Source organism: Nocardia colli (assembly GCF_008704205.1).
Lineage (GTDB): Bacteria > Actinomycetota > Actinomycetes > Mycobacteriales > Mycobacteriaceae > Nocardia > Nocardia colli.
This window is the reverse complement of the sequence record NZ_VXLC01000001.1, coordinates 270,413-285,472: the sequence shown is the minus strand read 5'-3', so window position 1 is coordinate 285,472 and position 15,060 is coordinate 270,413. Positions and strand designations below refer to the sequence as shown.

General features: G+C 65.9%; 12 protein-coding genes. 5 read left to right on the top strand and 7 right to left on the bottom strand.

Annotation, left to right across the window (positions count from 1 at the left end; translation table 11 throughout):
- Nucleotides 1-302 precede the first annotated feature (302 nt).
- Complete coding sequence (locus F3087_RS01435) at nucleotides 303-653, bottom strand: DUF4254 domain-containing protein (RefSeq protein WP_223884763.1); 351 nt, start codon at nucleotides 651-653, stop codon at nucleotides 303-305.
- Between the two features lie 607 nt (nucleotides 654-1,260).
- Between F3087_RS01435 and F3087_RS01430 the strand changes: the two genes are divergently transcribed.
- Nucleotides 1,261-2,121: a helix-turn-helix domain-containing protein gene (locus F3087_RS01430; protein WP_150399926.1), complete on the top strand. Its 861-nt coding sequence runs from the start codon at nucleotides 1,261-1,263 to the stop codon at nucleotides 2,119-2,121.
- Nucleotides 2,122-3,090: 969 nt separating this feature from the next.
- On the opposite strand, the gene F3087_RS01425 is transcribed toward F3087_RS01430, so the two are convergent.
- The 6 genes from F3087_RS01425 to F3087_RS01400 all read right to left on the bottom strand — a co-directional run bounded on the left by F3087_RS01425 (nucleotide 3,091) and on the right by F3087_RS01400 (nucleotide 10,360).
- On the bottom strand, nucleotides 3,091-3,957 hold the full coding sequence (locus F3087_RS01425; RefSeq protein WP_150399925.1) for an endonuclease domain-containing protein: 867 nt from the start codon (nucleotides 3,955-3,957) through the stop codon (nucleotides 3,091-3,093).
- 1,098 nt (nucleotides 3,958-5,055) lie between these two features.
- Nucleotides 5,056-5,883: a class II fructose-bisphosphate aldolase gene (locus F3087_RS01420; RefSeq protein WP_150399924.1), complete on the bottom strand. Its 828-nt coding sequence runs from the start codon at nucleotides 5,881-5,883 to the stop codon at nucleotides 5,056-5,058.
- 42 nt (nucleotides 5,884-5,925) lie between these two features.
- Nucleotides 5,926-6,879 (bottom strand): 1-phosphofructokinase, encoded by a 954-nt coding sequence (locus F3087_RS01415; RefSeq protein WP_150399923.1) that lies wholly within the window; start codon nucleotides 6,877-6,879, stop codon nucleotides 5,926-5,928.
- Nucleotides 6,876-8,027, bottom strand: a complete 1,152-nt coding sequence (gene nagA, locus F3087_RS01410) for an N-acetylglucosamine-6-phosphate deacetylase (protein ID WP_150399922.1) — start codon at nucleotides 8,025-8,027, stop codon at nucleotides 6,876-6,878. Before nagA ends, F3087_RS01415 begins: the two co-directional genes overlap by 4 nt.
- Nucleotides 8,028-8,301: 274 nt before the next feature.
- Nucleotides 8,302-9,342: an ROK family protein gene (locus F3087_RS01405; protein ID WP_150399921.1), complete on the bottom strand. Its 1,041-nt coding sequence runs from the start codon at nucleotides 9,340-9,342 to the stop codon at nucleotides 8,302-8,304.
- A 73-nt stretch (nucleotides 9,343-9,415) separates the two neighbouring features.
- Nucleotides 9,416-10,360 carry an SIS domain-containing protein gene (locus F3087_RS01400; protein WP_191093731.1) on the bottom strand — a complete coding sequence of 315 codons (945 nt, stop codon included), beginning with the start codon at nucleotides 10,358-10,360 and terminating at the stop codon, nucleotides 9,416-9,418.
- 128 nt (nucleotides 10,361-10,488) lie between these two features.
- Between F3087_RS01400 and F3087_RS01395 the strand changes: the two genes are divergently transcribed.
- From F3087_RS01395 to F3087_RS01380, 4 genes are all read left to right on the top strand, one after another.
- Nucleotides 10,489-11,739, top strand: a complete 1,251-nt coding sequence (locus F3087_RS01395; RefSeq protein WP_223884762.1) for an extracellular solute-binding protein — start codon at nucleotides 10,489-10,491, stop codon at nucleotides 11,737-11,739.
- A gap of 1 nt (nucleotide 11,740) precedes the next feature.
- Entirely contained in the window at nucleotides 11,741-12,622 is an 882-nt protein-coding gene (locus tag F3087_RS01390) for a carbohydrate ABC transporter permease (RefSeq protein WP_150399920.1), read from the top strand.
- Nucleotides 12,619-13,527: a carbohydrate ABC transporter permease gene (locus F3087_RS01385; RefSeq protein ID WP_191093730.1), complete on the top strand. Its 909-nt coding sequence runs from the start codon at nucleotides 12,619-12,621 to the stop codon at nucleotides 13,525-13,527. The genes F3087_RS01390 and F3087_RS01385 overlap by 4 nt, the downstream gene beginning before the upstream one ends.
- A 134-nt stretch (nucleotides 13,528-13,661) precedes the next feature.
- A complete protein-coding gene (locus F3087_RS01380) occupies nucleotides 13,662-15,059 on the top strand; it encodes a lipase family protein (RefSeq protein ID WP_150399919.1) in 1,398 nt (465 codons plus the stop codon).
- The last annotated feature ends 1 nt before the right edge of the window (nucleotide 15,060 follow it).

The window sequence follows — 15,060 nt, the reverse complement described above, 5'->3', positions numbered from 1 at the left end:
GTGCGAGTGGCCTTTGGTGGTTTCCCGTTCGAGGAATGGTGGATGTCTGACTGGACGGTTGCCGTGATTGAGCACGGTTACATCGAAAGTACCTGGGCCCCATTGGTGTCCCGCTCGGTGATGGTCTGCCCCGACCGGTGCCGGATCGGTGACCAGCGGGACATGGTTGCGGCGAAAGTCGAGTGGCGGCGCTGTGGTGTCCCGTTCGGCCAGCGGTGGGCGGGTGGGCGGGACATGGCTGCGGTGAAGGGGCGAGCTGCCCTGGTCGATGGCTCTGTTGGTGAAAGGCGTGGGTGGGTTGTTTATGGGAGTGGGTTGTAGGTTCGGGGGTGGGTGAGGGTGGGGAGGCGGCGGAAGCCGGCGGAGACTTCGAAGGCTAGGTCGTGGTAGCCGGTGGCGAGTTCGGCGAGGCGTTCCCAGGCGTCGTGTATGGCCCATTCCGGTGTGCTGGAAAGGGATTCGTTGGCGGTGACGGAGAACTGGGCTAGTCGGTCGATCACCATGCCGACTGTCTCGGTGTGTAGGTGCGCGCTGTCGTGGGGTGGTGGGACTTCGGTGGTGACCCAGCGGTCGATGGCGAGTACCAGGCGGGCGCGGTGTGCGTCTATGTCGGCGGCTGCGCCGGGTTCGGTGTGGGCACGGCGCTCATGCAATCCGGCTAGTAGATGGGCGGATTCGAGTAGTGGGTGGCCGGTGTTCGGCGCTGTTCGGCAGGCTTCTAGGACCATGGCTTTGGGCGGAAGCGGTTCCAAGGTGGTAACCCCCTGACGTGAATATTGTTACTGGGCAACAGGTATGGATCTATTGACCTTTGCGGGATGGCTTCTCGGTCGAGTCGGCGATCACATCAGCCCGGATTCCGTTGTCTTCCATGGTCTTCGGCGAGCGACCCGCCTGATCGGCTCGAAGAGCGTCAGTTCCGCTTCTGCCGCTTGGGCGGTCGCCGTCGCTCGTTCTCGTCGGCATCCGATCGTGTAGATACGGCACCGCCAAGCATCGCCACTGACTCGTCGGGTTCGATGCACCGTCCGGTCGCTGGTCATCCAGGCCTTCTTGGCGACAGACATCGACATGCGAAACCCCCTCGCTCCCACCGTGTGAGCCCGACTCGGGTCCGCATGTGATGCGTGACGCACACGAAGTTAAGGTCATATCTATCGATAAGTCAAGTTGACCTATCGCTCGACACGACCGTGGCGTACTCTGACGGAAGTTCGGTCGACTCCACGCATTACAGAGCTGGAAGGACACCCTCGAGCTATGGCTCCACTCTCGCCTACGGTCGCTCGCTGGGAGCTCATGCTCCGAATTCGCCGCCGCCGCACCGAGTTCGATGTCAGCGCCTCGGTCGTCGCCAAGGAACTCGGCTTCACCCTCTCCTATTGGTCGAAGGTGGAGAAGGAACGAATCCTGGCCGAGGACAAGCTGAAGAAGCTGATGGCCCTATTCGAGTTCGACCAGGCCGAACGTGCAGAGATGCTGCGCTTACGCGAGATCGCCAAGCAGCGTGGATGGTGGTCGAGTTATGCGGATCTGCTAACGGACAGCCTCGTGCGGTTGTACGGCCTCGAACTCGGCGCGCAGAAGGTACGGACCTACGACAGCGTCCTGATTCCGGCCCTGTTGCAGACCGCCGACTACGCGCGTGCGTTGCTGCTCAGCGATGTTGCGCGAATCCGGCAGGTGGATATCGATCGCCTGGTGCAGGTGCGCCTCCGCCGGCAGCAGCGATTGATCGCCGAGGATCCGTTGCACCTCACGGCAGTTGTCAACGAGGCAGCGCTGACCCAGCAGATCGGTGGTCGCGAAATCCGGCAAGGGCAGCTGTGCCATCTCGCCGCCATGGTCGAGCAGCATCCGGACACGATCGATATCCGGGTCATTCCCTTCGAGGCCGCCGGCGGCGGGCTACTCGGCGGCGCAACGTTCCACCTGCTCAGCTTCGACAACACCCTCTTGCCGGACATCGCCTGGACCGAAACCCTGATCTACCAGGCCCTCATCGAAGACACGGAACCGGTGCGGCATCTCGATACCTTGTTTGCCAACACCATGGCCGACAGCGCACTGCCACAAGCAGAGTCACTCGCGCTGATCGAGCAGAAAATAGCCGCTGGGTAAGCTCCGCCGGCTACGCGCAGCGAGACGCCCCCGCACAAGCGTCCCGATCGTCCGCAAGGTTCCCAGCTGACTCCCAGCTGAAACGGGGCCACCATACAGCCACATCAACCAAGCTGAGTGCTGTCGGATTCACCCGAACACCCGACCACTCACCTGGTGGGCCACTGCCCGGCCCACCACCCCGCCGGCCGGCGGCGCCGGTCCCTCGCCCGCGCCGCCGGCCGCCCACCCCAACGCAACCGCGCCAATCTCCAATCACCCCCTCCACCATGCCCCGCTCGCCGCTGGCCCCGTCCCGAACGGGACGTGACAGAGCGGAAGTGCAAGTAATTCCGCCACCACGTCCCGTTCACCGCCCGCCCCGTACCGAGCGAAACTGGCCGCGCCGAAGCGCGAGTAGCTCCGTCACCATGTCCCGTACACCATCCAGCCCAGCGTCGAGCGGGACATGGTGGAGCGAAAGTGCGAGAAACTCCGCCGCCATGTCCCGAACACCGTCCGCCCCTGCGTCGAGTGGGACGTGGCAGAGGGGACGCGCAAGTATGTCCCGTTCGCTGTCCGGCCCCGCGTGTAGTGGGAGATGGCGGAGGGAAAGTGCGAGTAGCCCCCCGTCATGTCCCGTTTGCTGCCCGGCTTCGAGTCGAATGAGTTGTGGCGGAGGGGAGTTCGAGTAGTTCCGTCACCAATGCCCATGGGCACGTCGAGTAAGACGTGGCCAAGCGGACGTGCGAGTAACCCCTCCACCGTGTCCCGCCCACCCCCGCGTCGAGCGGGACAGAGCGGAGCGGAAGTGCGAGTAACGGCGTCACCATGTCCCGTTTGCTGCCCGGCTTCGCGTTGAGTGGGACGTGGCGGAGTGGAAGTGCGAGTAGCTCCGCCGCCATGTCCCGTTGCTGTCCGGGGGCTTCGAGCGGGACTTGGTCGGAGGGGGTCGAGTCGCTGAGGCACTGTGTCCTGTGGGAAGGGGGTTCAGAGGGGTGCGCCGTGGGCGAGGAGAGCTTGGCGGGTTCGGGTCAGGACTTTCTGTGGGTGGTCGGTGAGGAGGGTGGCGCTTACTCGGATAAGGATCCAGCCGAGGGATTCCAGGGTGGCGGTGCGGTCTATGTCCTTCGTTCGCTGGGCGGGGTCTGTCCAGTGCTGTTCTCCGTCGTATTCGACGCCGACTTGCCAACGGCGCCAACCCATGTCGAGGCGAGCCAGGCATCTGCCGCGGTGATTGCGCACCTGGATCTGCGTCTCGGGGGTGGGTAGGCCCGCGCGGTGAAGGAGCAGACGGGTGCGGCTTTCCTGGATCGATTCGGCTCCACCGTCTATGTAGGGCAGGACTTTTCGGAGACTTCGGCAGCCTCGGACACCGGGATGCCGGTCGACGAGCTGCTCGATGGATCCCACCTCCAAGCCGGTCGCGTTACAGAGCGCGTCGACCACTTCGACTGCCTCGGCAGCGTCGAGGCGGCGACCTAGATCGAATGCGGTGCGAGCTGTTGTGGTGCAACGGAAGCCGTCGATCGAGCACACCTCGGTGTCGGGGATGACGTCGCGATACACCCGCAGATTTCGAGGTGCCCGAACATGTCCAGGCAGCGTGATCTCCGCGGGCTTGCTGTCGAGCCATAGCGTGCCGTGCATCGCCGCCGCCGAGAATCCGGTCAGAATCCCCGCACCCTTCGCCCAATATCCAGCGGCATGCGCGCGCCCCTTCGCATCCAACTGGATGCCCTTGCGCTGATACACATCCGGATGCACGCGTTCGAACTCCGTGCGCAACTGCCACGGGCGCACCAGCCCGGCGCGCAACGCCCAACTGCCCGGAAACGGTTCGTCAAGTTCCCCCATGCGTGCGATCCTGCCTGCCCGCCTCCACGGCGATCCCACCCTCGACGCGAGTTATCCCCAGTTCTCCCCAGAAATCGAGTTATCCACAACCCCGGCCCGCTCAATGTCCCAGCACCCCGCTCGCATAGCTGAAGACTTGGGTCTAGACACCGGTTTCATCGGCGAGCGGGACGTGACCAAGGCAAACCCCGAGTGCCCGCTCCGCCATGTGCCGTCGGAGGCCGGGTTTCCTCACCGAGCGGGACATGGCTGAGGCAATCTCCGAGTGTCTGGTCTGCCATGTCCCGTTCGCTGTCTGGCCTCGCGTCGAGTGGGACGTGATGGAGCGGGCGGGCGAGTATTTCCGCCGCGATGTCCCGTTGCGTGGTCGGCGGCCGGGGATTCGTCGGCGAGTGGGACTTAGGTGCGGCGAACTCCGAGTGCAGGCTCCTTCATGTCCCGTTCGCGCAGCTAGACGCCGGGTTTCGTTGGCGAGCGGGACCTGACTGCGGCAAATCCCGAGTGTCTGCGCCGTCATGTCCCGTTGGCGTCGGTTGAGGCCAGGTTTTGTCGGCGAGTGGGACCTGGTTGTGGCAAACGTCGAGTGCCAGTCCGTCATGGCCCGTTCGCGTGGTCGGCAGTCGGATTTGTCGGCGACTGGGACCTGACTGCGGCGACATCGTGTAGTCGTTCTGTTCATGCCTTGTCTGGAAGACGGGTTTTGTTGTCGGGCGGGACTTGGCCGTGGCAAACGTCGAATGCTGGCTCTGTGGTGTCCCGGTCCCGTGCTCGGATGCCTGGGTTTGTTGGTGAGTGGGACGTCGCTGTGGCAAAGGTCGAGTGGATGCTCTGTCATGTCCCGTTTGTGCAGCTGGACGGCTGGGTTTGTTGGTGAGTGGGACGTGGTGGTGGCGGGTTGTGAGTGTTGGCGCGGTGATGTCCCGTCCGACGGGTGTGGTGTTTCCTAGGGGACTCTCAGGTGTTGCAGGGGGAAGTGCTCAGGTGGGGTGGGCAGGGTTGGGGGTGAGCTTTGGTGGATCGGCTGCCCCGGTTCACCCCTCCCCGCGGTCGGCGGCGTTACTCCTGGCGTCGCCGACCGCATACTTCTGTCGGGTGTGGTTAGAGCGCCAGTAGCTGGAGGAAGTGTTCGACCTCGGCTTGGATGGCGGCTCGGGCGGGGGTGAGGTATTTGCGGGGGTCGGAGAGGGTGGGGCTGGTAGCGAGGGTGGTGCGGATCGCTTCGGTCATCAAGACGTTGAGGCGGGTGGCGATGTTGACCTTGGTGATGCCGTGTTCGACCGCGGCGCGGAGGCCGTCGTCGGGAACACCGGAGGAGCCGTGCAGGACCAGCGGGACGGGGACCTTCGTGGCGAGGTGAGCGATTAGGTCGTTGTCGAGGGTGGCGGTGCGGGTGTGCATGGCGTGCGAGGAACCGACGGCCACGGCCAGCGCGTCTACGCCGGTGCCGGCGACGAATTCGACGGCTTCGTCGGGGTCCGTGCGGACACCGGGGGCGTGCGCGCCGTCCTTGCCGCCGATCTCGCCGAGTTCGGCCTCGACATGCACGTCACGCTCGTGACACCAGCGGGTGATGTCGGCGGTAGCGGCGACGTTGGCGGCGTAGTCGAGGGTGGAACCGTCGTACATGACCGAGCGAATACCGAGTTCGACTGCGGCCCGGACCAATTCGGGCGAGGTCGCATGGTCGAGATGAACGGCGATGTCGGCAGTGCTGTCCGCCGCGATGCGCAGGCAAGCCAGGGCCAGCGGCGCGAGACTGCCGTGATAAGCCGCCGTGTTCTCCGAAAGTTGCAACACGACAGGCCGTTTCGCCGACTCCGCCGCCGCCGCGATAGCTTCGGCGTGCTCCAAGGTGATCACATTGAACGCACCGAGCCCACCCGGTCGCGCAGCGGTGATCAAGTCGGAAACGGGTGTCAACGGCATAGGTACATCTCCTGAGAAATCAACACATCCGCCCCGGTGGATTCACGGGGTGGTTTCTTGGCGGGTAGGTAGGTCCAGTTGGGTGACGCGGACGGTGGGGGCGATGCGGGTGCGCAGGCAGCGGTCGATCTCGCCGGCCACGGGGATCACCACGGCGGCGGCGGAGGTGGCTACGGCGTCGGTGAGGATGGCTGGCCAGTCGGGGACTTCGTCGGCGGTGAGCGAGGCGATGACCGCGGCGGTGGCGGAATCGCCTGCGCCGGTTGGGTTTCCGGCCAGCGGCTCGGGCAGGGTGGCGTACCAGGCGCCGTCGGCGGTGACGGCGACCATGCCGTCGGCCCCGCGGGTGGCGATGACCGCGCGGACACCGCTCTCGATGAGGGGATAGGCCGCGGTGACGACCTCGTCGGCGGTGGCGGGCTTGATGCCGGTGAGGCGGTGCAGTTCGTCGCCGTTGGGCATGAGGATGATGCCGGGGATCTGGGCGGCCAGGCGCAGGGCCTCGCCGTCGACATCGCAGATGGTGGGCACGTCGGCGGCGATCGCGGTGCGGGCGATCTCGGCGGGCAGCGACGGCGCGATGCCGCCGGGCAGCGACCCGGAGATGACCAGGCCGTCGACGTCGGGCAGCATGCCCGCGACCCGGACCGCGAGCTGTTCGGCGGCGTGCGGGTTGGAGACGCGGGCGCCGGGCTCCCACAGGGCGGTCGCGGTGCCGTCCTCGGATTCGCTGATCACCACGGTGCGGCGGACCCAGGGGAGCGCGTGCACGAAGTCGACCGGCATCTCCAGCTCGGCCGCGGCCGCGAAGGCGTGATCGGAGAAACCCGTTGCCCTGGCGTACTTTCCGAGTTGATTCAGCACCCGCGTGACGTTGATGCCCTTACCGCCGATGCGTTGTTCGACCGAGCGGACCCGATGTGCCTGGCCTCGTTCGAAGTGCTCGACGCGATAGGTCATGTCGTAGGCGGGATTCATCGTCACGGTGAGGATCACGACAACCACTCTCCTCGCCTGAGCACCCGGCGCAACCGCAGGCTCTCCTCAACGATCAATAGGTCGGCGAAGTACCCCGTTCGCAGGTCACCGACCTCGGGTAGGCGCAGCGCCGCCGCGGGCGTGGACGTCGCCGCCAGGACGGCATCGGCCAGCGACACGCCGGACTCGCGCACCGCCCGCGCCACGTTGTCGAGCAGCGTGCTGACGCCGCCCGCGATCGATCCGTTCGCGATCCGGGCGACCCCGTGCCGCACCGTCACGGATTGCGGACCGAGCTGATATTCACCATCGGACAGCCCGGCCGCCTGCATCGCATCGGTGATCAGCGCGACCCGCCCCGGCGCGGCCGCGAAGACCAGCGCGGCGAAACCGGGGTCGACATGCACACCGTCCCCGATCAACTCGACCGTCGCCTGCCCAGCGGACGCGGCGACCAGACCCGCTCCGACCGGACCGGGATCGCGATGATGAAGCGGCGGCATCCCATTCGCCAGATGCGTGACCAAGGCGCCGAACCCGTTGGGCTGCAAAGCCTTCAGGAACGACGCATAGTCAGCATTGCTGTGTCCCAGCGAAACCACGACATCGTGTTCGGTAAGTCGTTGCGCGACAGCGTCATAACCGGATCGCTCCGGCGCCAGCGTCATCACCCGCAGATGTCCGCCGCCGGCCGCGAGCAGCTGTTCGGTGAGCTCGAGATCCGGATCGCGCAGGAACCGCGGATCCTGCGCCCCGCACCGCGCCTCCGACAGAAACGGCCCCTCGGCATGAATCCCGCCGATCACGCCGTCCGAAGCCAACTCTCGCAACACGGCGGTCTGCGCGACCATGTCCGCAGCGGCCGCGGTGACAATGCTCGCGACCACCGTCGTGGACCCGCTCGCATGATGAAACTCCGCCGCCGCCCGAGCTTCCGCCACATCGACGGTGTCGAACCGATGCCCGAACCCGCCGTGATTGTGAATGTCCACGAGCCCAGGCAGCAGTGTTCCGGCAAACGGCGGCTCCGGCGAATCCGGATGCGCCGCAACCCACTCCGCGAACGGCAGCACGGAGTCGATCCGATCGCCCGCGATCGTGACCACGCCGTCGTCCAACTGTGCTGCCGCCGAAACGACCCGCCCGCGGATTATCTCCGTCAGCATCCGGACACCTCCCGACGTCGAATCAGGCTGCGCTCGTGCCGATAGGGCGTCGCGTCTACGGTGTCGCGCCACGGTCGCGCGCCTTGACGCATGACCAGCGGCATCGTCAACCGACCGACCGGCGAAACAACGTACCGGTGCGGACTGCGCCGCATATTCTGTGCGGCCGTCACGTAACCGGCGCTCGACGCCGGGGACGTATTCGCCCCGGCAGCAGTCGATTCCATATCCCGCCGCACCGCGCCGGCGCGGTACCCGGCAAGCGCCGACCCGGTCATTCGAGCGCTCCCTGCCGAGCAAAGAGCGCAGCCCCGGTCAGCCCGGCGCGCGCACCGTACTCACCGAGAACCACGCGCGGAGCCGGAACCAGCCGAAGCCGGTCGGCAATGGCTTGATGCAGCGGATCGGTAAGTGCAGCACCAGCACCCGCCAGTCCACCGCCGAGAATGATCAGCTCGGGACATGCGGCGTGCACGATCCCGATGAGTCCATCGGCCAGCGCGTCGACCGCGTCCGCGAGCACCGCCTTGGCATCCGCATCGGTGTCCACCAACGCGAATACCTCAGCGGCACCATTGATTTCCCGCCCGGTACGACGGGTGTAAGCACGGGCGATCGACGCCCCGGACGCAACGGTCTCGACGCATCCGGTGTTGCCGCACGGACACGGCAGCCCATCCGCGCGAACCGGGATGTGCCCGTACTCGCCGACCTGACCGTAAGTACTACGCAACAACCGCCCGCCGACCGACAAAGTCCCGGAGATCCCGGTCCCGAGAATGACCACGCACACGTTGTCGTAACCGCGCCCGGCCCCGAACCGCCACTCGGCCCAACCCGCAACGGCCACATCATGTTCGATCAACACCGGGACACCCCAGCGATCGAGGAACCGATCACCGACCGCGAAGTCCCGCCACCCGACATTGCTGCTGAACACCGCGATCGATCGAACGGTATCCACGATGCCCGGCAGCACGACGGCGGCCCGGCCGACTCGACCCCGCTGCTCCGCGGTCAACTCGCCGAGCAACTGATCGCCGAGCGCCCCCATCACCTCGAACGCCGCCTCACCCTGCGGTGTCGCGACGGTTCCGACCGCGAGCACAGTGCCCGCGACGTCGGTGATCTCTCCTTTGATCGTGGTGCCGCCGACATCGAGCCCGAGCACCAGCGCGTCCTCGGCCAACGCGTCCGGCTGCGGCGATACCGCAGCCGAACGCGTCGCAGTGCCGCCGCGGTGAGCCGCGGCCGACCCGGCAGTCCCGGCCGCGCGGGCGGCACTCGTCGAGGACGTCTCGTTCGCCACTCCCATGCTTGGCACAGTAGTTCCCGGCGCGCCGTGCGGGGTGGCTCCAGCTTGGTCGAGTTTCACCGGGCCGGTCCGATCACTGATCGAGGACGACCGAGCGATTGAGCCCACGCGGGTGGTCGGGGTCGAGGCCGAGGTCGGCCGCGCGCAGCACACAGAGCTGGTGCACGCGGAGCAGATCGGCCATCGGGTCGATGTCGCGGTGCTCGAAGTGCGCGCCGGTGCTGGCGATGTCCCTGGCGAAGTTCGGGACCAGTGGGCCGAAGGCCCAGACCGCGCGGCCGGGGGCCGAGATGGCGACCGGACCGTGGCGGTACTCGGTGGCCAGGTACGACTCGGTCCAGGACTGGCAGGATTCGCGCAGCTTGAGGCCGGATTCCTCGGCGATCGCGGCGGCGAAGCCCATGCCGACGAAGCTGATCTCCTCGGCGTGGCGGACGTCGGCGAGCGAGACCGCCGGATCCTCGGCGAGCACCTTGCGTCCCTGCTCGATCACCGGGGCGAGGTCTTCGCCGAGGTGCCAGCGCAGGATCGCCAGGGTGGTGGTGGCGAAGCGGGTCTGCACCACCGACTCCTCGTCGACCTCGTCGATCAGGATCGGGTCGCCCAGCTCGAGCACGGGGGTGCCCGGACTGGAGCAGATGACGGTGCGCGGAATGTGTGCTGGGATGTCCCGCATGGCGTTGACCACCTCGGTGGTCGTGCCTGACCGGCATATCACCAGGTAGCGGTCATAGTCGCGGCCGTAGCGGACTTCGCTGGCGGGCCAGGCGTCGGTCAGACCGTGGCCTGCGCCCTCGCGCAGCGCCGCAATCGCTTTGGACATGAACAGGGAAGTGCCGCAACCGATCACGGCGACTCGCTCGCCCTTGTGGGGGAGGATGTCGCGATGTTCGGCAGCGATCGTTTCGGCGCGCGCCCAGTCGTCAGGCTGGGTGGCGACCTCGTTGGCCAGATGGGTGACGGGGGTGGGTTCGGCGGAGATCGGCACAACAACAGAATCCGCCCGGTGATCGTTCATGTCAAATTTACGAGCGAATCGGTCACATATGATCAAGCTTGGGTCTATGTTGATAGTCGGTCGATCAGTTCGATCCCATCATCGGCTGTCCAGTGGCGCCCGGTGTGCAAATTTGAAAGGTTCTACTCGTGAAAAGACCACTCCACGGCGTGCTTGCGGGGGTCGCGATGTTCACCGGCCTCGCGCTGGCGATCTCGTCCTGTGGGTTCGGCTCGAAAGATAACGCCGATTCCGACAACACGATCAACTTTTTAGCCCCGGCCTACAGCGACGGGGCCAACGGTACGAAGGCGCTGTGGGACGGGATCATCGCGGACTTCCAGAAGTCGAACCCGGACATCAAGGTGAACCTGCAGATCGAGTCCTGGAACTCGATCAACGACGTGGTGCGCACCAAGCTGCAGTCGAAGTCGACCACCCCGGACATCCTCAACATCGACGCCTACGCCAGCTTCGCCAGTGACGGCCAGCTGTACTCGGCCTCGGAAGTCGTGTCGCCGCAGGTGCTTTCGGACATCCAGCCCGGCTTCGCGAAGAACGCGTCGCTGAACGGCACGCAGTACGCACTGCCGCTGTTCGCCTCCACCCGCACCCTGTTCTACAACACCGACCTGTTCACCAAGGCCGGCGTCACCGCGCCGCCGAAGACGTGGGCCGAGCTCACCGACACGGCGAAGAAGATCCAGGCGCTCGGCGGCGGGGTCTCCGGTTACGGCCTGCCGCTCGGCAGCGAGGAAGCCCAGGGCGAGACCTCCATCTGGACCTTCGGCGCGGGCGGCAAGTGGGCCGACGGCGACAAGGTCACCGTCGACACCCCGGCCAACCTGGAGGGCGTGCGCGCGATGCGCGAGATCGCCGATGCCGGTGTCACCCAGCCGAATCCGGGCGCGACCGACCGCAAGGACGTGATCAACGCGTTCATCCAGGGCAAGATCGGCATGATCGAGGGCCTGCCCCCGACCATCAGCCAGATCGCCGCGAAGAACCCGGCGCTGAAGTACGCGACCGCGCCGACGCCGACCAAGTCCGGCACCCCGGTGACCCTGGGCGTGGCCGATCACCTGATGGCGTTCAAGAAGGACGGCAAGAAGACCGAGTCGATCAAGAAGTTCCTCGACTTCTTCTACGGCGCCGACGTCTACTCGAAGTTCGTCTCGACCGAGGGCTTCATCCCGATCACCAACACCGCGGCCGCCAAGCTGGCCGCCGACCCGGTGACCAAGGCGTTCGGCTCCACCCTCGCGGTGGCGCAGTTCTACCCGAGCAACAACCCGAAATGGGCTGCGGCGCAGGGCGCGATCCGGCAGCAGATGGGCACCATCGCACAGGGCACCGACCCGGCCCAGGTGCTGCAGCGCATACAGGAAGCCGCGAAATAGCGTGCGACGGAAAGGAACTCTGGCGGCGATACCGTGGATCGGGCCCTCGCTGGTCTTGATCGCGGCTATCGTCGCCTTTCCCGCCTGCTACATGCTGTGGACCAGTACCCGGGATCTCAGCGCCTACGGTCAAGACCGGGGCGCGGCCGGCCTGGAGAACTTCCGCACGCTGTTCGGGATTTCGGAGCTGGGATCCGTACTCGCGCACACGGTGATCTGGGTTGTCGCCGTCGTGCTGATCACCCTGGTGATCTCGGCGGGGCTGGCCCAGTTCCTGAACAAGGATTTCCCCGGCCGCACCGCGGTGCGGATGGCGATCCTGGTGCCGTGGGCCGCCTCGGTCGTGATGACGACGACGATCTTCTACTACATGCTCGATCCCGACGTCGGCATCGCCAACCGGTTCCTGGTCGATATCGGCCTGCTGGACCGGGGTTACGGCTTCACCAAGCAGCCGACGCCGGCCTTCCTGGTCGCGATCGGCGTCGCGGTGTTCGTCTCCATCCCGTTCACCACCTACACGATTCTGGCTGGGCTGCAATCGATTCCGGCCGAGATCAACGAGGCGGGCCGGGTCGACGGGGCCAGTGCGTGGCAGCGTTACCGCTTTCTCACGCTGCCGCAACTGCGTCCGGCCATCGCGGTGGCGACGATCATCAACATCATCAACTCGTTCAACTCGCTGCCGATTCTGCAGGTGATCACCGGCAGCATCGCGGGTTTCCAAGCCGACACCACAACCACGTTGATGTTCAAGCTGATTCGGCAGAATCAGCAGATCGACACGGCGGCGGCGATGAGCGTGCTGAACTTCGTGCTGATCATCGTCATCATCGCGATCTACGTGAAGGTGGTCCGGCCGACTCAGGAGGTCGACGGATGACCGCGGCGGATGTGACGCACATCGAGAAGGTCACGGGCGCGGTGGCGGTGGCCGATTCGGACGCGCGTCCCGGCGCCCGGGCGAAGCGGCGGCGCTGGGAACTGACCGCGGTCGGCGTCGTGCTGGCCGCGCTGTTCCTGCTGCCGTTCATCGTGATGGTGCTCGGCTCGCTGAAGAGCAGGGCCGAAATCCTGCGCATCCCACCGACATACATCCCGGAGACCTGGCATCCGGACAACTACTCCACCATGTGGGACACCCCGGAAACGCCGCTGCCGTTCAATCTGGCCAGCACGGTGATCATTTCGGTGTTCGCCACGGTGCTCGTGCTGCTGGTCGCCATCCCGGCGGCGTATTACACGGCGCGGCACAAGTTTCCGGGTCGTGCGGTGTTCCTCGGTCTGGTGCTGGTCACTCAGATGTTGCAGCCGACGGTGCTGGTCACCGGTTTGATCCGGGAGTTCTTCGCGGTCGGCATCAACGACACCTGGCTGGCGATGATCCTGGTGAACGCGGCGTTCAACCTGTCGTTCGCGGTGTGGATCCTGCACAGCTTCTTCGCCTCCATTCCGGTGGAGATCGAGGAGGCCGCGATGCTGGACGGGCTGAGCCGCTGGCAGATCCTGGTCCGGGTGAGCCTGCCGCTGGTCTGGCCGGGCATCGTGACGGCGACGATCTTCGTCATCGTCTCCTGCTGGAACGAGTTCGCGGCCAGCCTGGTGGTGCTGACCACCCCGGAGAATCAGCCGCTGTCGGTCGCGCTGACCAAGTTTGTCGGCCAGTACGACACCTCGTGGCAATACGTGTTCGCTATCTCCACGGTCGGTATCATCCCGGTCGTGATCCTGTTCGCGTTCATCGAGAAGCGCCTGGTAGCAGGGCTTACCGCGGGCAGCGTCAAGTAGTTCTGCCGAAGCGGGTGGTGCGCTGCGCCACCCGCTTTCGGCGTGTTATGAGCCGAACCACTGTCTGAGTCTGGACTTCTTGCCGGTTATCTGAAAATATCCCTTACCGGTATCGGTAACGGGAAGGCACTTCGATGAACGTGCGCAATGGTGGGCGCGTGGTAGTCCTCGGCGTCATCGCGCTGATGGCGGCGTGGGCGGCATTCGGTTCGGGGCAGGCGGCGCCGGGGGAGCGGGAGAGTGTCCGGATCGAACCGGCTCCCGCGCTCACCCTGCCGCCCGAGCTCGACGACTTCTACAAGCCGGCGGCGGGGGTGGTCGCCGCGGCACAGCCCGGCGAGATCCTGCGCGCGCGGGCGATCTTTCCGGCGTTCATGGGCATCGTGCAGCTGAATGTCGATGCGTGGCAACTGCTTTACCGCACCACCGACAGCCACGGTGAGCCGATCTCGACGGTCACCACGATCCTGAAGCCGCGCGGTCCCGCGCCGGCCGGCGGGTCCAAGCTGCTGTCGTATCAGATCGCCGAGGACAGCGTCGCGCAGTATTGCGCCCCGTCGTATGTGGCCCAATCCGGCGCCATCCCGGTCGATTACGTGAACGCGGCGGAGACGCTCATTCCGATCGCCGCGGGTCTCGGGCAGGGCTGGACGATCGCGATGCCCGACTATCAGGGGCCGAATTCGGCGTACGGCGCGTCCCGGATGAATGCGCAGGCCACGCTCGACGGAATTCGGGCCGCGGAGAACTTCGCGCCCGCGCAACTGAGCGGGCCGGAAACACCGGCGGCACTGTGGGGTTACTCGGGCGGCACGATTCCGTCCGCGTTCGTCCCGGAGATCAAAGAGAGTTACGCGCCCGAACTGAATATCGTCGGTATCGCCGCGGGCGGTGTCGCGGCCGGCGACTATGCCGGGGTGGTGCGGCACAACAACGGCGGTGTCTACGCCGGGCTCATTTCGGCCGCGATCGTCGGCATCTCGACCGAATACCCGGAAATGCAGCGCGTGATGCGCGAAAGGGTGGATCTGCTCGGGCAATTCGTCATGGCGTCGAAGAAGGTGCTGTGTCATCCGCAAGGAGCGATCCTGTTCCCCGGGTTCAACTACTTCGGCACTTTCCAGGGCGGTGATCCATTGTCCCTGCCGGAGATCCGGGAGGCGATCGCGGATAATTCACTCGGACAACAGAAGCCGAGCGTGCCGATCTACTTCTATCACGCGCAGAACGACGAACTGATTCCGATTGCCGGTACCGACTCGGCCGTGCGGAAATACTGTGCCGAGGGCGCGCCGAGCGTGACCTATGTCCGGGAATTCGCGGCCGAACATCTCTCCGGTGTGCTCTCGCATCTGCCCGGCGCTTTCTATTGGCTCAAAGACCGGCTCAACGGTGTCGCCGCGCCGCAGGGCTGCTCGATCACCAATCCGGTCAGCACCATCGGTGAACCGCAGTTCGGCCAGGCCCTGGCGGAGATTCTGCCGCCGATGGCACAGGCCCTCGTCGGATATGCCATCGGCCAGCACAACTAGT

Bases quoted from the DNA above. Each gene is read 5' to 3' on its own strand.
- F3087_RS01400 (WP_191093731.1), bottom strand. From the start codon at position 10,360: ATGAACGATCACCGGGCGGATTCTGTTGTTGTGCCGATCTCCGCCGAA.
- F3087_RS01405 (WP_150399921.1), bottom strand. From the start codon at position 9,342: ATGGGAGTGGCGAACGAGACGTCCTCGACGAGTGCCGCCCGCGCGGCC.
- F3087_RS01425 (WP_150399925.1), bottom strand. From the start codon at position 3,957: ATGGGGGAACTTGACGAACCGTTTCCGGGCAGTTGGGCGTTGCGCGCC.
- nagA (WP_150399922.1), bottom strand. From the start codon at position 8,027: ATGCTGACGGAGATAATCCGCGGGCGGGTCGTTTCGGCGGCAGCACAG.
- F3087_RS01380 (WP_150399919.1), top strand. From the start codon at position 13,662: ATGAACGTGCGCAATGGTGGGCGCGTGGTAGTCCTCGGCGTCATCGCG.
- F3087_RS01430 (WP_150399926.1), top strand. From the start codon at position 1,261: ATGGCTCCACTCTCGCCTACGGTCGCTCGCTGGGAGCTCATGCTCCGA.
- F3087_RS01385 (WP_191093730.1), top strand. From the start codon at position 12,619: ATGACCGCGGCGGATGTGACGCACATCGAGAAGGTCACGGGCGCGGTG.
- F3087_RS01420 (WP_150399924.1), bottom strand. From the start codon at position 5,883: ATGCCGTTGACACCCGTTTCCGACTTGATCACCGCTGCGCGACCGGGT.